Below are 18,925 nucleotides of genomic sequence, written 5' to 3'. Positions count from 1 at the left end.
GATCGAGCGGCTTGATGCCTGTTAACCTCTTTTTCGTCTTGGTTAACCAATCGTTTCGATGACTAGGTTTTAGGCGGCGAATGGTTAACAAAGCCTAAATCGCTATTAATAAAAATTAGGAAATAATAATTTCTCTTAACCATAATGAAAAAGCCGCGCTCGAGGCGCGGCTTTCCATTTTGAGTGATGTCGCTTGCGATTACCGGAAGAGCGAGAGAATGCTCTGCGAGTCGTTGTTGGCGATCGACAGGGCCTGAACAGCCAGCTGCTGCTGGGTCTGGAGAGCCTTGAGGCGCGTGGATTCCTCGTTCATTTCAGCGTCCACGAGACGGCCGATACCCTTGTCGAGCGAGTCGGTCAGCTTGTTGACGAAGTTTTCCTGCAGTTCGACACGCATCTTGACTGAACCAAGGTCGGCGGAGGCGGAGATCATGCTCTGGAGCTGCTTGTCGACGAATACGATCATCGCGTCGAGATACTGGTTCGCAGAAAGTGCGGAACCGTCCGCATTCGTCAACGTTCCGACGAGATCCTTGGTGATGTTCAGAGACGTCAGAGAGTAGGAAAGCGCTTTCGCCAGCTGGTTACCGGTTCCTGTTTGAAGATAAACGTTCTGACCATCCTTGGACGTGCCGATCGCGACAGTGCCGAGCGCTTTCTGGGCCGTGTCGATGGCGGCAGTACCCGTTGAAGCGGTGGCTGCCGTGCCATCACCCATGACTTTGACATATTGATCGTCGCCGATCTTCAGGTAAGCGCCGTTCTCCGTTGCCGTCGAACCCAAAGTGACGACATAGAGGCCGGTGGTAGCGTCAGGGGTAACAGCGACCGGCGTTCCCGCCGTTGCAGGCGTCAGAGCCTTCAGCTGCGCTTCATTGAACACTACTGCTGCCTTGACCGTAGTCGCCTTTGCAGCGCCGACGCCCGTCGTGATTTCGAAGTTCTTGTATGACCCGGTCGAGGAATAGACGGCGAAAGAGTCGAGAATGCCCTGCTTGTCCTTCGCAGCGCCGGAAGACGTGTCGAACAGGACGGTGTCATTGCCGAGCGCGACATTGATGGTCTTTACCGAAACGTTGCCGCTGTTGTCGCGGATAAAGGAGCCGACAACTTCCTTGGTGATGTCGGCCAGTTTACCCGTGCCATCGCTGATCTTCGCCTGCAGCCAGTTCTCGCCGGAGAAGGACGAAGAGCTGGAGATCGACTTCAGCTGATCCTGCAGCTGGGAAATTTCTTCCTGGATCTTGGATTTGTCGACGCCGGGTTCGCGGGCGGCAACCAGCTTGTTCTTGATTTCCTTGACGACGTCGATCGACGATTCCATGCCGGAATAGGCGGTATCAACCTTGGCAGCGCCGAGGCCAAGGGCGTCCTGTACGGCGGACAGAGCGCCGTTGTCGGAACGCATGGTGGTCGCGATCGACCAATAGGCGGCGTTGTCGGAAGCTTCGCCGACACGCTGGCCGGAGGAGACGCGGTCCTGTGTGGCTTCCATGTTCTGGCCGATGGAACGCAGGGTCTGGAGTGCAGACATGGCTGCAACGTTTGTCAAAATGCTGGTCATAATAAATTGCCCCTTGAATGGCTGATTAGAAAAGGGACATTCCGGTCTCACCGGGAACGGCGCACAGCATCATGCCTGCTAACCTGCTGATTTTTAATGGTTAGCTCACCGTTTCGATGGCTCTAGCTAACCGCTTCATGGTTAATAAATACTTAAAGTAGTAAAAATGTGATTGTGAAATTTTTACGTGTAAATCATCTAAAAAAGTTAAAAATAATATAACCGCACCCGTCTCCGGATACGGCGTTCCAAATGGCAATACGCCATGGCTGGTGCTTCGCCCGCTTTTTACTGGATAATCTCGAGGTGAGCTCAATTTTGCCGTCCGCGGAAAAACGGAATGCCAGGTAAATTTCAATTCCTTTCGGGGGGACGATAAACGAAAAAAGCCGCGCTCGAGGCGCGGCTTTCCGATTTGAATGATGTCGCTTGCGATTAACGGAAGAGCGAGAGAATGCTCTGCGAGTCGTTGTTGGCGATCGACAGGGCCTGAACAGCCAGCTGCTGCTGGGTCTGGAGAGCCTTGAGGCGCGTGGATTCCTCGTTCATTTCAGCGTCCACGAGACGGCCGATGCCCTTGTCGAGCGAGTCGGTCAGCTTGTTGACGAAGTTTTCCTGCAGTTCGATGCGCATCTTGACCGAGCCGAGGTCGGCGGCGGCGGACGTCATGCTCTGGAGCTGCTTGTCGACGAAGGAGACCATGGCGTCGAGGGACTGCTCGGCGGTCAGGGTCACGCCGGTCGGGCCGACGAGATCCTTGGTGATGTCGAGCGACGTCAGCGAGTAGTTCAGGGCTTTGGCGAGCTGGTTGTTGGCGCCGGTTTCAAGATAGACGTTCTTGCCATCCTTCGTCGTGCCGATTGCCACGGTGCCAGCCGTAACCTGTGCCGTGTCAACAGTGGTGGCGTTGCCGGTGGTGCCGTCACCCATAACCTTGACGAACTGGTCGTCACCGATTTTCAGGTAAGCGCCGTTCTCGGCTGCCGACGCGTTGGCGACGACGACCAGGCCGGTTGTCGCATCAGCGACGGCAGTAACCGGAGTAGCAGCAGCAGCGGGCGTCAGACCCTTGAGCTGTGCTTCGGTGAATACCATTGCAGCCTTGACTGTGGTGGCCTTGGCAGCGCCAACACCAGTCGTAATTTCGAAGTTCTTGTAAGCGCCGGTCGAGGAATAGGAAGCGAAGGAATCGAGGATGCCCTGCTTGTCCTTTGCAGCGCCGGAAGACGTATCGAACAGGACGGTGTCGTTGCTAAGGGCAACGTTGATCGTCTTGACAGAAACGTTGCCACCGGAATCACGGATGAACGAACCAACAACCTGTTTGGTGACGTCGGTCAGCTTGCCCGTGCCGTCGCTGACTTTCGCCTGCAGCCAGTTTTCACCGGAGAAGGACGAGGAGCTGGAGATCGACTTCAGCTGATCCTGCAGCTGGGAAATTTCTTCCTGGATCTTGGACTTGTCGACGCCGGGTTCGCGGGCGGCAACCAGCTTGTTCTTGATTTCCTTGACGACGTCGATGGACGATTCCATGCCGGAATAGGCGGTATCAACCTTGGCAGCGCCGAGGCCGAGAGCGTCCTGTACAGCAGAAAGAGCGCCGTTATCGGAACGCATGGTGGTTGCGATCGACCAGTAGGCGGCGTTGTCGGAAGCTTCACCGACGCGCTGGCCGGAGGAGACGCGATCCTGCGTCGTTTCCATGTTCTGGCCGATAGAGCGCAGGGTCTGGAGCGCAGACATAGCTGCGACGTTGGTAAGAATGCTTGTCATGGTAGATTTGCCCCTTGAATGGCTGATTAGAAAAGGGACATTCCGGTTTCACCGGGAACAGCGCGCAGCGTCATGCCTGCTAACCGGCTGATTTTTAATGGTTAGCTCGCCGTTTCGATGGCTCTAGCTAACCGCCTTATAGTTAATGAAGACCTAAGGATTCTCACGTCTCACGATAAAATCTTAATATGCGAATAGTCTGAAAATATCAGAATGAAAAAAGCCGCGCTCGAGGCGCGGCTTTCCATTTTGAGTGATGTCGCTTGCGATTACCGGAAGAGCGAGAGAATGCTCTGCGAGTCGTTGTTGGCGATCGACAGGGCCTGAACAGCCAGCTGCTGCTGGGTCTGGAGAGCCTTGAGGCGCGTGGATTCCTCGTTCATTTCCGCGTCCACGAGACGGCCGATACCCTTGTCGAGCGAGTCGGTCAGCTTGTTGACGAAGTTTTCCTGCAGTTCGATGCGCATCTTGACCGAGCCGAGGTCGGCGGCGGCGGACGTCATGCTCTGAAGCTGCTTGTCGACGAAGGAGATCATGGTGTCGAGTGCCTGCTCGGCGGTCTGGGTCACACCGGTCGGGCCGACGAGATCCTTGGTGATGTCGAGCGATGTCAGGGAGTAAGCAAGCTTGTCTGCAGTGCTTGCAGCGCCCTGATCGAGATATACAGCGACGCCGCCGACAGAGCCAATCGAGGTGTTTACAACCGGGGCCGTCGGGCCGTCGGAGGCGGCGGGGGCGCCGGCAGCTGCCGAGATGATTTTTACATACTTGTCATCGCCGACTTTAAGGTATGTGCCGGTTGCGGCAATCGGGGAACCCGCGGCTGCGTTTTTGATGACCGCCAGGCCGTTTGCCATTACTTCATAGTCGGCAACCGCAGCGCCATTTCCAAGGGCGCTCGCCTTGAGCTGCGCTTCGGTATAGGTCTCGGCAGCTACGACCTTGGTCGTTGCTGTAGCGGCGGTAGCGCCGGCAGTCAGTTTGAAGAGATCGTAGGTGCCGGACTTGGAGTAATAAGCGAAGGTGTCAAGGATACCGGCCTTGTTCGCGGCGGTGCCCGAAGACGTATCGAACAGCACGGTGTCGGCTGTCAGCGCGACATTGATCGTCTTGACGGAAACATTGCCGCCAGCGTCGCGGATGAACGAGCCGACGACCTGCTTGGTGACGTCGGTCAGGTTACCGGCGCCGTCGCTGATCTTCGCCTGCAGCCAGTTTTCGCCGGAGAAGGACGAGGAACTGGAGATCGACTTCAGCTGATCCTGCAGCTGGGAGATTTCTTCCTGGATCTTGGACTTGTCGACGCCGGGTTCGCGGGCGGCAACCAGCTTGTTCTTGATTTCCTTGACAACGTCAATCGACGATTCCATGCCGGAATAGGCGGTATCAACCTTGGCGGCGCCGAGGCCGAGAGCGTCCTGCACGGCGGAAAGAGCGCCGTTATCGGAACGCATGGTGGTCGCGATCGACCAGTAGGCGGCGTTGTCGGAAGCTTCACCGACGCGCTGGCCGGAGGAGACGCGATCCTGCGTCGTTTCCATGTTCTGGCCGATAGAGCGCAGGGTCTGGAGCGCAGACATGGCTGCGACGTTGGTAAGAATGCTTGTCATGGTAGATTTGCCCCTTGAATGGCTGATTAGAAAAGGGACATTCCGGTTTCACCGGGAACAGCGCGCAGCGTCATGCCTGCTAACCGGCTGATTTTTAAAGGTTAGCTCACCGTTTCGATGGCTTAGCTAACCTTCATATAGTTAATTAACATCTAATAACTCGCTAAAAAAGTGCATTCTGACTATTTGGTTCGCAACCTTTGCGCGCGTGCGCGTGTAACCGGAAATGCTTAAAAAACCATAAAGCCGCACCCGTTTCCGGATGCGGCTTTGGTAGAGGAACAATACGCTTGGGTCAGCCTCCGTCGCGTTTGCCTTTTCACCTGATTGCAAGACGGTCAGCCACCGCTTGCGATCCTGTGTTTCATGTCATTCCGGACAGCGGCTATCCGCTTGTCCATGCACAAAATCTGACAGCCGGTACTTGCCAATTTCCTAATTTCAGAGGGTATACGGCCCCTCGTTCAAATCGTGGTAAATGCTTTGAAAGCAGGGATGGTAAACGAAATATTGCGGTTTGCGGGCCGCCCCATAAAGCAAAACCGCGCCCTTTCGGGCGCGGCTCGTTTTTGTCGTTTGGGTCCGATTAACGGAAGAGCGACAGGATGTTCTGCGAGTCGCTGTTGGCGATCGACAGGGCCTGAATTGCCAGCTGCTGCTGCGTCTGCAGAGCCTTGAGGCGGGTGGACTCTTCGTTCATGTCGGCGTCAACCAGGCGGCCGATACCCTTTTCCATCGTATCCGACAGCTTGGAGACGAAGTCTTCCTGCAGGGAGATACGCGAGGAAAGAGCACCAAGCTTTGCAGCTGCGGAGTTCATGCCTTCCAGCTGACCATCGACATGCGAGATCAGGCTGTCCAGTACGTCTTCGTTAGTCGCCGTGGCGGCAAGGCCGAGACCGGTCTTGATGGTGTCGAGCTTGGTGATGTCGACCTTGGAGACGGAAGTGTCCGTTACGAACACGGCAGCCGTCGTGGTCAGAGCGGTCGGTGTGCCAGCGAGCGCAGTACCGGTTGCGTCCGTTACTTCCAGGAACTTGTTCGGTTCAACTTCCTTGAAGAACTTCGGAGTAGCGGCACCGTCCGTCCAGACGCTGTCCGATACCTTGGAAGCGGTCGCAGCAGCGGGCGGGGTCGTCGTTGCGGTGTAGTACTTGCCGTCCGTCCACTGAGCAACGGTTGCCTTCGTAGCGTTCTTGTCCAGAAGGCCCTGGTTTTTGCCGCTGGAGTCGACCAGTACGTTCGTGCCGTCAAGCTTGATATCAACAGCCTGCGTCTGGACATTGCCAGATGCGTCACGGGTGAACGAGCCAACGATCTGCTTGTCGATCGATACGCCGACTGCCAGATCGGCAGCAGCAGCACCGGCCTTGCCGATCGAGCCCTTCAGCCAGTTTTCACCGGAGAACGATGCGGAAGAGGTGATGGACGTCAGCTGATCCTGGAGCTGGGTGATTTCAGCCTGGATCTTTGCCTTGTCGGCGGTGGATTCCTTGGCGGTGACGAGCTTCTGCTTGATCTGGTCAACGACCTTGATCGCAGATTCCATACCGGCATAGGCAGTGTCGATCTTTGCGGCGCCGAGACCCAGAGCGTCGGAAACCGAGCCGAGGGCTGCATTGTCGGAGCGCATCGTGGTCGCGATCGACCAGTAAGCGGCGTTGTCGGAAGCCGTGCTGACGCGTTGGCCAGTCGAGATGCGGTTCTGCGTCGATTCCATGTTGTTGCTGATCGTGCGCAACGTCTGGAGAGCGGCCATAGAAGAAGCGTTGGTAAGAATGCTTGCCATAATAAATGTGTCCCTTGTTTTTACGAGATACTGGAGTGGGGACATTCCGGACTTGGTATTACCGGCCACAACGTTTCGGCTTCATGCCACTCGGTTCAGAATTACTATGTTCTGGAAACCAAACCCGCTGTGTGTGGATTGGAGTTTCCCAGCGAAAAATTGCGCAATTCTTAATTTTGGCGGTTGCTTTTGTGATGAATTACTTATGGTTATTCAGGAGTTATTCAAAATGGTTACCTATTGCCTGATGATTATAGTTATCCGACCCCTAGCAAATTTGGTAACCAAAGCCTTAAAACGCGAAAACCCCGCTGCCTTGGGGCTGCGGGGTTAACAAACAGGATTAACGAAGTTTATTTCGGCACAAATGCCGTCAGTTGAACGATCTGACGAGGCTGCCGACAAGCAGGTTCCAGCCGTCGATCAGCACGAAAAACAGGATCTTGAACGGCAGGGAAATCGAGGTGGGCGGCAGCATCATCATGCCCATGGCCATGGTGATGGTGGCGACGATGAGATCGATGACCAGAAACGGCAGGATGATGAGGAAACCGATCTCGAAACCGCGGCGGATTTCCGACAGCATGAAGGCCGGAACGAGCACGCGGTAATCGACGACATTGTCGGTCATCACTTCCTGTCCGCGCTCGCGGGCGATATCCACGAACAGCTTCAGGTCCTTGTCACGCGTATTGGCGTTCATGAAGGTGCGGAAGGGTTCGGCGATGCGTCCTATGGCCTGCTGCTCGTTGATCTGGTTCTGCAAAAGCGGCTGCACGCCGTCGGTCCAGGCTTTGTCGAAGGTGGGCGACATGACGTAGAAGGTCATGAACATCGCCATCGACAGCAGGATCATGTTGGACGGGGTAGAGGCCAGTCCCATGCCGGAGCGCAGGATCGAAAAGGCGATCACGAAGCGCGGAAAGCTCGTGACCATGATCAGGATGCCCGGTGCGACGGAGAGAACCGTCAGAAGGCCGAAGGTGCGGATGATCCATGCCGCAACGGATCCGTCTATCTGCGTATTGAACAGATCGGACGGAAATTGCTGGGCGTTGGCAAGGCCCGGCAAGGCGAGGAGGACGGCGATGGTTACAAGAAATCGAATCATTCGATGACAAAGGTCCGGAACATGACCTTGGATACGCGCCCTTGCGAGCGCAGGTCAACTCGTTCCTGAATGTCATCCTTAAGATATTGAAAGCCGCGCGGCCCTTCCAGCTGCTGAAGGGAAACGGTGCGCACATAGGCCATGATATCCTGGTGGATATCCTCCGCCAGCCCGACTTCCACCGGCCCCTTGAACATCAGCGCCACTTCCAGCCGCACCCAGTTGGTCGAAGGGTAGGCGAGGTTGGTGGTGATGGGATCGAGCTGGACGATGCCGTTCGCTTCGGCCGAGATTTTCTCGATGCCCTCGGCGGCCTTGCCCTTTTCACCCGAAGCGGCCGGTGCGTGCGCTGCGGCTTCCGCGCCGGCGATCTTCGGGGCGATCATGCCGCCCACCAGCCAGCCACCGCCCGCACCGAGCAGCGTCAGGATCACAACCCCGGCGATGGTCATGACCACCGGGGAGGACTTTTTCTTGCTCTCAGCCTGTTCGTTTTCCATGGTCAGTCCCGCTCCCGCAAACCGGCGTCAGAGCGGCGAGAACAGGTCGACGACCTGCTGACCGACCGGGGGCTGCTGCACTTCCGTCAGGCGGCCACGACCGCCGTAGGAGATGCGGGCCTCGGCGATACGCTCATAGGAAATCATGTTCTGCGCATCGACATCCTGCGGCCTGACGATACCACCGACATTGAGGATGCGGATTTCATGGTTGACGCGCACTTCCTGCGAACCGCTGATGATGAGGTTGCCGTTTTCCAGAATGCCGGTCACCACGGCGGCCACCATCAGCGTCAGCTTTTCGGAACGCTTGGTCTTGCCCTTGGCCTGGGTGTCGGTATCGGATCCGTATTTGATGTTGGAGTCCGCCTCCGGCGTCCAGCCGAAGATTTCCGCCTTGGCCTTCCAGTTCAGACCGCTGGAATTGGTGCGGTTGCGCTCGGTCTCGTTGTCGAAATCGGCCTTGTCGTTGATCTGGATGTTGACGGTCAGGATGTCGCCGATATTCAGCGCGCGCAGATCCTTGAACAAGGCGCCCTGGCTGTCGCTCCACAGCGAATAGCCGCTCGCCATATGTTTCGGCTGCTTGGGATACATGCCCATCTGCGGCGTCTGGCTGAATTGCAGACCGCTGCCGATCGGGCTCATCGCGGGTGCGTTGCCGATTTCCTTCAGGGTCTGGTTGTTCTGGCAGCCTGCCAGGAGAGCGAGCGGCAGGAGGAGGGCCGGAAGACGACGCGTGCTCATGAAGGATCCTTCGAAGTGTTTTTATCGGTTGCCTGCGACATGATGCCGGCGACAGTGGCGGCTTTCTGCGCATCCATCTCGCTGAGGATGAGGCCGGACTGGCGCGGTGGCAGCTGCATGATGATGGCGGCCGCAATCTCCACATGCATCTTCTCGAGCTGGGGTGCGGCGGCATCCGGCTTCATCGTCTTGTAGACATCGACGAGATTGGCTTTCGCCTGGGCGAGGAAATGCTCGCGGCGCGCCAGCCAGTCCTCGTATTCCGCCTTGCGGTCTTCCAGCACGGAGATGCGCTCGTTGACGTCGGCCTGAAGCTTTTCAAGCTCCTGCTTCTGCATCAGGTAACGCTGGTCGCGGGCGGCATCGGCAATGTTGGTGCAGAATTTCTGGATTTCATCCTGCGTGCTCAGTTCCGACACCACATTCTGTTGGCTTTCGGCGCCGGCGGCCGGCAGCAGGAAAAGCAGGGAGGCAACGGCTGCGAACCGGACAAGACCATTCGGCAGGGCTTGGTTTTTAAGAAGTTCCATCATTGCAGCACAAGCTCCGCCTGAAGGGCACCGGCGGATTTGATGCCTTGCAGGATGGATATGATGCCATCCGCCTTGAGCCCGATGCTGTTGAGACCGGCAACCAGCGTGCGAAGGTCGGGACCTTCGACGATGGCGACCTTGCTGCCTTCCTGCAGCGCCATGATGTCCGTCTGCGGCTGCACGGCGGTCTGGCCACGCGAGAAGGGCGCCGGCTGGATGACCTGCGGTGATTCCGTCACCTGCACGGTCAGCGTTCCATAGCTGACGGCGACGCGGGAGATGCGCACATCCGCGCCGATGACGATCGTGCCGGTGCGTTCGTTGATCACGACCTTGGCGGGCGTATCCGTCTCCACCGTCAGGTTCTCGATTTCCGCCATCAGCCGAGTGAGGTCAGCGGTGCGGGGTTTCTGCACCGCGATTTCCTGCGAATCGCGCGGCTCGGCGATACCATCGCCGTAACGGGCGCGGGCAAAGGCGTTGACAACGTCCGCAACACGCACCGCAGTCGAAAAATCGGGATTACGCAGCTGAAGGACCAGATTGACCGAATCCTTGAATTTGGACGGCAATTCACGCTCGATGATCGCACCGTTCGGCACGCGCGCGGATGTGGTCACGCCCTGTGTCAGCGTCGCGGCATCGCCCTGCGCCGAAAAGCCGTTGACGATCAGCGCGCCCTGGGCAACCGCATAGATCTGCCCGTCCGCGCCGGAAAGCGAGGTCATGATCAGCGTGCCGCCGCGCAGCGAAGAGGCGTCGCCGAGCGAGCTGACCGTTACGTCGACACGGCTGCCGGGGCTGGCAAATGGCGGCAGATTGGCCGTCACCATCACCGCGGCGATGTTCTTGGCATTCGACTGGCCGCCCTGCGTGGTGATGCCGAGGTTCTGCAGCATCGCGCGCATGGATTGTTCGGTGAATGGCGAGGAGCGCAGGCTGTCGCCCGTGCCCTGCACGCCGACGACGAGACCGTATCCGATCAGCTGGTTGTCGCGTCCGGCCTGCAGCGATGCGATATCCTTGATGCGGGAAGTATCGGCATGGGCTGCGGGTACGGGAAGGAACGGCTGGGCCGAAAACAGAATGGCCGCGGCCAGGATACGAAGCAATCTCATTTCGCCATCACCTGAATGGTTCCGTCCTTCATGACCGTGCCGCTGACCATCACGCCGGAATCGATGTTGCGCACCCGAACCACTTCACCCAGTGAGCCGTCGGTCATCGGCGTTCCCGACGCCATCAGCGTCATGTTGCCGATGGTGAAAACGAGCTTGACGCTGGTGCCGCGCACCACCAGCGATGGTTCGCGCAATGCCGCAACCGGAATGGTGCGGCCGGGAAGCAAGGTCTGCTTGGAGATCATGCCCTCCACTTCGCTGATATCGGTCGCGTAACCTGAGGAAATGTTGGGATTGGTCACTTCCACCGGTTTCACCTGCTCGGGCGTAATCGCCTCGCCCGGATAGATGGTGCGGGTGGGAACCAACGCCATCGGCGCCTGGGCGAAAGCCGGCGCCATGGCAACCAGTGAAAAGGCAGACGCCAGGCACATACGGACGAGCGCCGTTCTGCAGCTGTTATTTTTTCGGCCAAACCTCATGTCCGCCTGCCTTTCCGTTCTTACTTCAGGTTCTTGCTGACAATCGATGCCATTTCGTCAGCGGTGGTGATGACCTTGGAATTCATCTCATAGGCGCGCTGCGCCGTGATCAGGTCGGTGATTTCCTTGACGGCGTCGACGTTCGAGCCTTCAAGGTAGGATTGCTTGATGTAGCCGTAGCTCGGATCGTCAGGCACGCCGATGACCGCGTCGCCGGAAGCCGGCGTCTGGGCAAAGAGGTTGTCGCCGAGCGGCTTCAGGCCGGCTTCGTTGGCGAAGTTGGCAATGGTCAGCTGGCCAAGTTCGGTGAAGTCAGCGGCATTGCCGATACGGGCCGTCACCTGACCCGTGCGGGTAACGGTGATGTCCTGCGCGTCGGTCGGGATGTTGATGTTGGGAATGACATTATAGCCATCGACCGTCACCAGATTGCCGTCGGCGTTCTTGTTGAAAGCGCCGGCGCGGCTGTAGAGCGTCGAACCGTCAGCTGCCTCGATCTGGAACCAGCCCTGGCCGATGATCGCCACATCCAGCTTGTTGCCGGTCTCGATCAGGTTGCCCTGGGTGTGAATGTTGCGGACGGCGGACGTCTGTACGCCGAGACCGATATTGGCACCTTCCGGCACGATCGCCTGGTTGGCGCGGTTTGGCACGCCCTGCATGCGCTCGGTCTGGTAGAGCAGATCGGTGAACTCCGCACGCGCGCGCTTGTAGCCGGTGGTGTTGATGTTGGCGATGTTGTTGGCGATGACTTCCAGATTGGTCTGCTGGGCGTCCATACCGGTGGCGGCGATTGCAAGAGCTCTCATATCAATATTCCCGCTGGGCTAGATCTGCATCTTGGTAATGTCGAGATAGGCCGACACGATCTTGTCGCGCAGCGCGATGGCGGTCTGCAGCGATTGCTCGGCCGAAAGCACGGCATCGACCACTTCACGCGTGTTCGCCTTGCCCTGAATGCCTTCGAAGGAGGCGACTTCCGCCTTCTTCAGGTTGTTCATCGCATCCAGCGATACGTTGCCGAGAACGCTCGCGAAGCTTGCGCCCGTCTGCTGGGCGGGCGTCGTCTGCTGGCTGCCGAAAACGCTTTCCGTCAGCGAGGAGATGTCGCTTGCGCCGCGCGTGAGCGAAAGGGAACTGAGTTGCTTGATGCCGTCGATCATTGCGATGCCTTCAGAAGGTCAATGGTGGAGGCGACGAGGTCGCGTGTCTGGCGGATGACCTGAAGGTTGGCGTCATAGCTGCGGTTTGCTTCGCGCATGTCGGCCATTTCAATCAGGATGTTGACGTTCGGCATCTTCACCATGCCGTTGGTGTCGGCGGCCGGGTTGCCGGGATCATATTCGTTGACGAAGTCACCACGGTCGACGCCGAGCTTCTTCACCGTCACGCGCTCCACGCCGCTGACGCGGTCGAGCTCGGAACCGAAGGTAACGGTCTTGCGGCGATAGGGGTCGGCGCCGGGGGTGTCGCCGGTCGATCTGGCGTTGGCGATGTTTTCGGACACGACGCGCAGTCGGGTGGACTGCACTTCCAGGCCGCTGCCCGCGATCTTGCTCGCCGCACTCAAGGGATCCATGGTTTACCTCTTAACCGTCATCAGCATCATGCGATGGAAGGATTTGACCAGATTGGCGTTCAGGTCGTACTGCCGCTTGATCTCGCCGGTCTTGGTCATTTCTTCCGCAAGCGCGACCGAATTGCCGGATTCCTGCATGCCGATCTCGTTATTGACCGGGTTGTCACGCACGGCGATATTTTCGCTGAGGTTGCTCGCGCCAAAATGCGCGGGATGGGTCTTTGCCATGCCGACCTGCTGGCTGGTGGCCTGCATGACCGCTTCGAAAGGGCTGACATCCTTGGCGTGGAACTTGGGGGTGTTGGCGTTGGCGATGTTGGTCGCCACGACTTCCTGCCTCACGCTCAGCCATTCCGCTTGGCGGGATGCCAGATCGAACAGTTGAATCGGTTGCATAGACTTCTCCATCTCGTATGGCCCGAACCTAAGGGGCTAATCTTGCGTCAGACTTGCGGGCAAGGACGAAAGCGCCGAACGGCGGCAGAACGGTCATCTGTGAAACAAAAAAGGCGCGTCCGCAGAGGCGGCGCGCCTTTTTTTCAAGGAAGAAAATTCGTCTATTTTTCAGGACGATAAGTTTTACCCGAGGATGTTTCGATCTGCCATTCGCCGCCGCGTTGCTCGATCTTGGTCAGAAGCGCATTGTCGGGTAATGTCGAGCCGACCCGCACCATATACATGCCCGATCCATCCTCGATCAGCGCCCGACCGTTGGAAACATGCAGCAGGCGGAACGACGTCTGGCCGGGGAAGGGCTGGTCTTCCACTCGGGCGGCGAGATCGTTCTGCTTTTCCTTGCCGCTGGCGTTGACTGTCGCCGTCGTCAGCATGTCAGGTAGTTCGGCCGGCGGCGGCATGTCTTCCTTGTTGCGGTTGGTCATGGCCATAGGCGAAACGCTGAAGACTTCGCGGGGGCCGGTGTGGGGCAGGTCGCGTGTGCGGTCACCGCCCGCCACCTTTATCCCAAACTTGTCTTCATTGAAGAACACATACCAGGGGAAAAAGGCGGCCGCTGCGGCAAGCCCAATTCCCGTCCAGGCCAGAATGCGGTCGAGCGTGAAGAAAGGCGGCTGCGGCCGTGCATCCTCGACGTCGCCATTGTCGATCTTTTTCTTTTTCACGGCGTCAGCCTCTCATTCTCGGGTTTACCTGCGGCTGATTGTTCTGCACTCCGCCACGCAGCGCCGTCGCGAGATCGGCATAGGCGTCCTGCGCGGCCGGTTCGTTTGGAAGCTGTTTCAGCGTTTCGTAGATGATCGGCACCTGCTTTACCGCCATGTCGAGATCGGGATCGGTGCCGGGCCGGTAACCGCCGATGAGCCGCAGATCCCGCGTTTCCTCGAAGCGATGCACCAGCGCCTTCAGGCGCGAGACCAGCTTTTCCTGGTCCGGCGTCCATGCCTTCTTAGCGAGACGCGAGATCGAGGCGAGCGGATTGATCGGCGGATAACGGCCTTCTTCGGCAAGGCTTCGATCCAGCACGATATGGCCGTCGAGAATACCGCGGGTCGAATCGGCGATCGGATCGTTGTGGTTGTCGCCATCGACCAGAATGGAGACGATGGCGGTGATGGTGCCGGTGCCTTCGGCGCCCGGTCCCGCCCGTTCCAGAAGGCGCGGCAGTTCGGTAAAGACCGAGGCCGGATAACCGCGCGCCACCGGCGGCTCGCCGGAGGCAACCGCCACTTCGCGGATCGCATGGGCAAAACGGGTGACGCTGTCGATGATGAGAAGGACGTTGTCGCCCTTGTCGCGGAAGTGCTCGGCAATGGTGACGGCGGAAAGCGGCGCCATCTTGCGCAGCATCGGGCTTTCATCGCTCGTCGCAACGACAGCGATGGACTTGCTCATATTCTCGCCCATCGTGTCTTCGATGAATTCGCGCACTTCGCGTCCGCGTTCGCCGACCAGCGCAATCACTACCTTGTCGAAAGCGTCGGCCTTGGCGAGCATCGACAGCAGCGTGGATTTGCCGACGCCCGAACCGGCGAAAATGCCGAGGCGCTGGCCGAGGCACAAGGGAGAGAAAATATCGATTGCCCGCACGCCGGTCTTGAAAGGCGTCTCCACACGCTTGCGCGTCATGGATGGCGGCGCGTTGTTGGAGATCGACCGGCGCTCGGTACCCGAGGAAAGCGGCCCCTGGCCGTCGATAGATTCGCCAAGTGCATTGATGGTGCGCCCGCACCAGTTGTCGTCAGGCGCGACGCGGAAAGCGCCCTTGCGGATGACGGTGTCGTGGATGCCGATCGGTTCACCGGGTTCGATGGGGCAGACGTAACAGATATCCGGCTCCACACGCACGACTTCGCCGAGATGGATGCCTGTCGTGCTGCGATGGGCGACGAACTCGCCAAGCCTCACATGCCGCGACAGGCCGGAAACCGTATAGTGTCCGGCGGCGATGGTGCGGACATGGCCGCCCGGCGCCACCGAAAACTCCGGATCGGCATAGTGTCCGGCGAGGCTCGCCAGTTGGGCAAGCTTCGGTGAAATAGCCTCAGCCGAGAGCATGGTTTCCGGCATTGTCATTGCTCAGTTCCTTAACGCGCGCCGCCAAGCGTCTTGATGCCTTCGCCGAAGGTGGATTCGGTATCGCGCATCAGCGAGGAAATGCTCTCAAAGGCCCGGTTGACCTGAATGAGCTGCGTCATCTGGGAAATGCCGTTGACGTTCGACTGTTCGAGATAGCCCTGAACGACGCCGACCTCGTGATCGTTGACGACCGGTATCGGCTGGGCCACGGGCTTCACGCCGCTATTGGGATGGCGCAGGAAACCTTGCGAGAAATCTGCCCTGAAGATGCCGAGCGTGGCGACGATATTCTCGTTCTGCCTGATGGCACCGTCGAGGCCGACTGTGATCGGTCCGCCATTCGGATTGAGCTGGATGGGGCCGCCACCCGCATCAAGGACGGGATAACCGTTCGACGAGATCAGCGCGCCGTCCGGGCGCATGGTGAAACGACCGTCGCGGCTGAGAATCTGGCCATCAGGCGTTTCCATCGAGAACCAGGCGTCGCCCTTGATGGCGAAGTCGAAGGAATTGCCGGTCTGCTCGAAAGCGCCCTGGCGGGTGGAGAGATAGTCGTTGCCCTGTGAAACGAAGGCCACCTTGGCATTCATGTCATTGTGGTTCTTGGCGACCATTTCGTCGAATTTCACTTCGGAGCCGCGGAAGCCGACCGTGTTCACATTCGCCATATTATCGGAAATGGTGGTGAGACGGCGCTCCAGCGCGATCTGCGAGGACAGGGCGACATATAGTCCGGATTGCATATCATTTGCCTCCGAGTTTCAGGGAGTTGATGGAAATCAGCAGGTCCGGGGAAATGCCGTAGCCGCTGGAGGAGCCGAAAACGGCCAGGGGGTCGTAGGTCGTTGAGGGGTTTTGCATTTCCCACATGATGGTGAAACGCTCCAGCAGCTTGCCGACCTTTTCAGGATCCTGCAGATCCTTGATCTTGACTGATTTTTCGATGAGAGCGGCCTGTTTCTCGACGCTTGCAGCGGCAAATTCGTCAGGCAGGTTGAAGGCTGTGCGGAACACCTGCGCGAGCGCGTCATCGGCCAGGAAATCCATGCCTGATTTGATCGTCGGCGCCTTGCGCTCGAAATAAAGGGCAAGCCGGACGCCGTTATTGTCATCGCCGGCTGTCTGCTCCAGCGTCTGGCGGGCATATTTCTCTATGGTGCCCGATTGTGCCGCCTCGGTCGTGGTCGCAGCTTTTCCCAGCTCGGCAAAATTCAGCGATTTCGCCAGATCCGCATAACGATTGTCGGAAAGCTTGTTGGCGAAGGCATTCTTGTCCGAGGTGCCTTCCGTCAGCACCTTGCGGATGAAGGCTTTCGCATAGGCCATGTCCTCAAGGCCGTGGGCTTTCAGCGCGTAATTATAAAGGCGTGTATCGGCCATGAAGTCGTCGATGGATTTCACATCGCCGATTTTTGCCCGGTAATATTCGGTTTCGCGCGCCACGTCAGGCTGCTTCGACACGCGCTCAAGCGATTTACCGATGTCCTGACTGATCAGTCTGTAGCTGGTGTAGGTGGAAGTCACTGAACCGCCGCTCTCGTTTGATCCCGATCTCAAGGCGCACGTCCGCCTTTGCCGGCATATTGCCGTAGCTTGCTTGTGCGAAACTGGTTGCCGGAGGAGCATGAAAGAGGCGTAGCGGACAGGTTCACGCAAGCCACATTTTCTAGAGATGGCGGCATGGAACACTGTTCGGGCGTGGTCGATCAATGAATATTGTAATTGGACTTATAATCACCTTCGGCTGCATCATCGGCGGCTACATGGCGATGGGCGGCCATCTGGACGTCCTCATTCAGCCGTTCGAACTGTTGATTATCGGCGGAGCGGGGCTTGGCGGCTTCATCATGGCGAACCCGATGAAGGTCGTGAAGGATTCGGGCAAGGCGCTCGGCGAGGCCTTCAAACACTCGGTCCCGAAAGAGCGCAACTATCTCGACGTGCTCGGCGTGCTTTATTCGCTGATGCGCGACCTGCGCACGAAATCGCGCAACGAGATCGAAGCGCATATCGACAATCCGGAAGAATCCTCGATCTTCCAGTCGGCGCCCTCGGTTCTGAAGAACAAGGAACTGACCTCGTTCATCTGCGACTACGTTCGCCTCATCATCATCGGCAATGCCCGCAGCCACGAAATCGAGGCGTTGATGGATGAAGAAATCGAAACCATCCTCTACGACAAGCTGAAGCCATACCACGCGATCACCACCATGGGCGATTCCTTCCCCGCCATCGGTATCGTCGCGGCGGTTCTCGGCGTCATCAAGGCCATGGGCAAGATCAACGAATCGCCCGAAGTGCTGGGTGGCCTCATCGGCGCCGCACTCGTCGGCACCATGCTCGGCATCATCCTGTCCTACTCGATCTGCAACCCGCTCGCATCGCAGGTCAAGATCGTCCGCTCCAAGCAGCACCGCCTCTACATCATCGTCAAGCAGACGCTGATCGCCTACATGAACGGCTCGGTGCCGCAGGTCGCGCTTGAATATGGCCGCAAGACCATCTCCAACTACGAGCGGCCGTCCATCGACGCCGTCGAGCAGGAGATGATGAATCCCGGCGGCGAAAACAAGGCGGCATGACCATGGCAAAAGCTGCAGCGCAAAGAGCCCCCGCCATCGACACCGCCCTGCTTGCGAAGCTGACGGGAGGACTTTCCGACCGCAAGACGATCGCCAGGATCGGCTCCGATATCGGTCATCTCTACAGCGAATTCCTGCCCGATATCTTTCACAGCGAGACCGGCATCGCGATCGACGTCGAATATATCGGTTCCGAATCGGGGCTGATGACCGATCTCATCGCCAATGTCGGTCAGAATGTATCGGTTGCCGATTGTTCGCTGCGCAACTGGTGCCCCAATTTCATGATGGCGGTCGGCAACGGCTTTGTCATCGCGCTCATGGAGCGCATGCTGGGTGCGGCACCCGACACCATCGGCGAACCCGACGAGCGCAACCTGTCGCACATCGAGCTTGACCTTGCGGCCATGGTTCTTGGCCGCATCGCGGGCGTACTGCGTTCCGGCGTCAACGCGCCGGGCGGTTTCGAGGCGACAATCGACCCGCCGTTCAGTGCCAATGGAAAAAGCGCCTTCGACGAGATGATTGCCGGCCTTTACGGCGTCACCATCCGCATGAAGATCGATATCGGCAAGGTTTCATCGGAGTTTTCTCTCATCGTGCCGCAGCGGCCACTGCTCAAGACCTCCATCGTCGCACCCAAGGCTTCGGCCCAGGCGCTGAAGAAGCAGGAGGAATGGATGGAGATGATCTCGCAGCAGGTGAAGAGATCGCAGGTAACGCTCGAGGCGCGCATCAAGCTCGAAACGCTGACCTTGCGGACGATTTCCAAACTGGTGGCCGGCGATGTCATTCCGTTTCAGGATCTGAAGCAGGACGATATCGGCGTCGAGGTCAGCGCCAACGGCTCCAAGCTCTATAATTGCGAATTCGGCAAGTCCGGTGAGCGCTACATGGTTCGGGTGAAGAACAATGTCAGCACGGACGACGAGATTTTGCGACATCTGATGGGTTAAATCCTGCCCGCCCTTTCGGGGCTCTGGGCAGGCTGACGCAAGT

19 protein-coding genes and 1 pseudogene are annotated in these 18,925 nt (G+C 58.3%); 2 read left to right on the top strand and 18 right to left on the bottom strand.

Annotation, left to right across the window (positions count from 1 at the left end; all coding sequences use genetic code 11):
- Positions 1–199 precede the first annotated feature (199 nt).
- The 18 genes and pseudogenes from M0412_RS10135 to M0412_RS10050 form a co-directional block, all read right to left on the bottom strand.
- The gene (locus tag M0412_RS10135) at positions 200–1,564 is read right to left on the bottom strand and encodes a flagellin (protein WP_269698671.1); all 1,365 of its coding nucleotides are present in this window, start codon (positions 1,562–1,564) and stop codon (positions 200–202) included.
- Positions 1,565–1,999: 435 nt separating this feature from the next.
- The gene (locus M0412_RS10130) at positions 2,000–3,337 is read right to left on the bottom strand and encodes a flagellin (RefSeq protein ID WP_142841114.1); all 1,338 of its coding nucleotides are present in this window, start codon (positions 3,335–3,337) and stop codon (positions 2,000–2,002) included.
- A gap of 269 nt (positions 3,338–3,606) precedes the next feature.
- The gene (locus M0412_RS10125; RefSeq protein ID WP_142841116.1) at positions 3,607–4,947 is read right to left on the bottom strand and encodes a flagellin; all 1,341 of its coding nucleotides are present in this window, start codon (positions 4,945–4,947) and stop codon (positions 3,607–3,609) included.
- A 586-nt stretch (positions 4,948–5,533) separates the two neighbouring features.
- Positions 5,534–6,736, bottom strand: coding sequence for a flagellin (locus tag M0412_RS10120; protein WP_269698668.1), 1,203 nt, complete (start codon positions 6,734–6,736; stop codon positions 5,534–5,536).
- A gap of 373 nt (positions 6,737–7,109) precedes the next feature.
- Entirely contained in the window at positions 7,110–7,847 is a 738-nt protein-coding gene (gene fliP, locus M0412_RS10115) for a flagellar type III secretion system pore protein FliP (protein WP_052817083.1), read from the bottom strand.
- Positions 7,844–8,347 carry a flagellar basal body-associated FliL family protein gene (locus M0412_RS10110; protein WP_137083474.1) on the bottom strand — a complete coding sequence of 168 codons (504 nt, stop codon included), beginning with the start codon at positions 8,345–8,347 and terminating at the stop codon, positions 7,844–7,846. The genes fliP and M0412_RS10110 overlap by 4 nt, the downstream gene beginning before the upstream one ends.
- Before the next feature lie 27 nt (positions 8,348–8,374).
- On the bottom strand, positions 8,375–9,094 hold the full coding sequence (gene flgH / locus M0412_RS10105) for a flagellar basal body L-ring protein FlgH (RefSeq protein ID WP_046800576.1): 720 nt from the start codon (positions 9,092–9,094) through the stop codon (positions 8,375–8,377).
- Entirely contained in the window at positions 9,091–9,627 is a 537-nt protein-coding gene (locus M0412_RS10100) for a MotE family protein (RefSeq protein ID WP_046800577.1), read from the bottom strand. The genes flgH and M0412_RS10100 overlap by 4 nt, the downstream gene beginning before the upstream one ends.
- Positions 9,624–10,679, bottom strand: a pseudogene (locus M0412_RS10095) (flagellar basal body P-ring protein FlgI); the annotation flags it as partial. The pseudogene M0412_RS10095 and the gene M0412_RS10100, both read right to left, overlap by 4 nt.
- 62 nt (positions 10,680–10,741) lie before the next feature.
- Positions 10,742–11,230, bottom strand: coding sequence for a flagellar basal body P-ring formation chaperone FlgA (gene flgA / locus M0412_RS10090; protein WP_142841122.1), 489 nt, complete (start codon positions 11,228–11,230; stop codon positions 10,742–10,744).
- 20 nt (positions 11,231–11,250) lie between these two features.
- Positions 11,251–12,039: a flagellar basal-body rod protein FlgG gene (gene flgG, locus M0412_RS10085; protein WP_003503427.1), complete on the bottom strand. Its 789-nt coding sequence runs from the start codon at positions 12,037–12,039 to the stop codon at positions 11,251–11,253.
- Positions 12,040–12,057: 18 nt separating this feature from the next.
- Positions 12,058–12,393, bottom strand: a complete 336-nt coding sequence (locus tag M0412_RS10080; RefSeq protein WP_046800580.1) for a flagellar hook-basal body complex protein FliE — start codon at positions 12,391–12,393, stop codon at positions 12,058–12,060.
- Positions 12,390–12,809, bottom strand: a complete 420-nt coding sequence (gene flgC, locus M0412_RS10075) for a flagellar basal body rod protein FlgC (RefSeq protein WP_046800581.1) — start codon at positions 12,807–12,809, stop codon at positions 12,390–12,392. Before flgC ends, M0412_RS10080 begins: the two co-directional genes overlap by 4 nt.
- Before the next feature lie 3 nt (positions 12,810–12,812).
- On the bottom strand, positions 12,813–13,205 hold the full coding sequence (flgB, locus tag M0412_RS10070) for a flagellar basal body rod protein FlgB (protein ID WP_046800582.1): 393 nt from the start codon (positions 13,203–13,205) through the stop codon (positions 12,813–12,815).
- A gap of 161 nt (positions 13,206–13,366) precedes the next feature.
- On the bottom strand, positions 13,367–13,930 hold the full coding sequence (locus tag M0412_RS10065; protein WP_269698660.1) for a hypothetical protein: 564 nt from the start codon (positions 13,928–13,930) through the stop codon (positions 13,367–13,369).
- A gap of 4 nt (positions 13,931–13,934) precedes the next feature.
- Positions 13,935–15,341 carry a flagellar protein export ATPase FliI gene (gene fliI / locus M0412_RS10060; protein ID WP_269698659.1) on the bottom strand — a complete coding sequence of 469 codons (1,407 nt, stop codon included), beginning with the start codon at positions 15,339–15,341 and terminating at the stop codon, positions 13,935–13,937.
- Positions 15,342–15,352: 11 nt separating this feature from the next.
- Positions 15,353–16,087 carry a flagellar basal-body rod protein FlgF gene (gene flgF, locus M0412_RS10055; RefSeq protein ID WP_269698658.1) on the bottom strand — a complete coding sequence of 245 codons (735 nt, stop codon included), beginning with the start codon at positions 16,085–16,087 and terminating at the stop codon, positions 15,353–15,355.
- Between the two features lies 1 nt (position 16,088).
- Entirely contained in the window at positions 16,089–16,868 is a 780-nt protein-coding gene (locus M0412_RS10050; protein WP_269698865.1) for a DUF1217 domain-containing protein, read from the bottom strand.
- 185 nt (positions 16,869–17,053) lie between these two features.
- Here M0412_RS10050 and motA point away from each other — a divergent pair, with 185 nt between their 5' ends.
- Both motA and M0412_RS10040 read left to right on the top strand, forming a co-directional pair.
- Entirely contained in the window at positions 17,054–17,926 is an 873-nt protein-coding gene (gene motA / locus M0412_RS10045; protein ID WP_046800586.1) for a flagellar motor stator protein MotA, read from the top strand.
- Positions 17,923–18,882, top strand: a complete 960-nt coding sequence (locus M0412_RS10040) for a FliM/FliN family flagellar motor switch protein (protein ID WP_269698657.1) — start codon at positions 17,923–17,925, stop codon at positions 18,880–18,882. Before motA ends, M0412_RS10040 begins: the two co-directional genes overlap by 4 nt.
- Positions 18,883–18,925 lie beyond the last annotated feature (43 nt).

This window comes from Agrobacterium sp. O3.4, assembly GCF_041414895.1.
Taxonomy (GTDB): Bacteria; Pseudomonadota; Alphaproteobacteria; order Rhizobiales; family Rhizobiaceae; genus Agrobacterium; species Agrobacterium cucumeris.
Note: the sequence above shows the minus strand (reverse complement) of the source record. Positions and strands in the feature narration are given on the sequence as shown.

Excerpts from the sequence above, each read along its gene's own strand:
- M0412_RS10120 (WP_269698668.1), bottom strand. The coding sequence starts at position 6,736 with ATGGCAAGCATTCTTACCAACGCTTCTTCTATGGCCGCTCTCCAGACG.
- flgH (WP_046800576.1), bottom strand. The coding sequence starts at position 9,094 with ATGAGCACGCGTCGTCTTCCGGCCCTCCTCCTGCCGCTCGCTCTCCTG.
- motA (WP_046800586.1), top strand. The coding sequence starts at position 17,054 with ATGAATATTGTAATTGGACTTATAATCACCTTCGGCTGCATCATCGGC.
- M0412_RS10040 (WP_269698657.1), top strand. The coding sequence starts at position 17,923 with ATGACCATGGCAAAAGCTGCAGCGCAAAGAGCCCCCGCCATCGACACC.
- M0412_RS10125 (WP_142841116.1), bottom strand. The coding sequence starts at position 4,947 with ATGACAAGCATTCTTACCAACGTCGCAGCCATGTCTGCGCTCCAGACC.
- M0412_RS10100 (WP_046800577.1), bottom strand. The coding sequence starts at position 9,627 with ATGATGGAACTTCTTAAAAACCAAGCCCTGCCGAATGGTCTTGTCCGG.
- fliI (WP_269698659.1), bottom strand. The coding sequence starts at position 15,341 with ATGACAATGCCGGAAACCATGCTCTCGGCTGAGGCTATTTCACCGAAG.
- M0412_RS10080 (WP_046800580.1), bottom strand. The coding sequence starts at position 12,393 with ATGATCGACGGCATCAAGCAACTCAGTTCCCTTTCGCTCACGCGCGGC.
- fliP (WP_052817083.1), bottom strand. The coding sequence starts at position 7,847 with ATGATTCGATTTCTTGTAACCATCGCCGTCCTCCTCGCCTTGCCGGGC.
- flgF (WP_269698658.1), bottom strand. The coding sequence starts at position 16,087 with ATGCAATCCGGACTATATGTCGCCCTGTCCTCGCAGATCGCGCTGGAG.
- M0412_RS10130 (WP_142841114.1), bottom strand. The coding sequence starts at position 3,337 with ATGACAAGCATTCTTACCAACGTCGCAGCTATGTCTGCGCTCCAGACC.
- M0412_RS10135 (WP_269698671.1), bottom strand. The coding sequence starts at position 1,564 with ATGACCAGCATTTTGACAAACGTTGCAGCCATGTCTGCACTCCAGACC.
- flgG (WP_003503427.1), bottom strand. The coding sequence starts at position 12,039 with ATGAGAGCTCTTGCAATCGCCGCCACCGGTATGGACGCCCAGCAGACC.
- M0412_RS10110 (WP_137083474.1), bottom strand. The coding sequence starts at position 8,347 with ATGGAAAACGAACAGGCTGAGAGCAAGAAAAAGTCCTCCCCGGTGGTC.
- flgB (WP_046800582.1), bottom strand. The coding sequence starts at position 13,205 with ATGCAACCGATTCAACTGTTCGATCTGGCATCCCGCCAAGCGGAATGG.
- flgC (WP_046800581.1), bottom strand. The coding sequence starts at position 12,809 with ATGGATCCCTTGAGTGCGGCGAGCAAGATCGCGGGCAGCGGCCTGGAA.
- flgA (WP_142841122.1), bottom strand. The coding sequence starts at position 11,230 with ATGAGGTTTGGCCGAAAAAATAACAGCTGCAGAACGGCGCTCGTCCGT.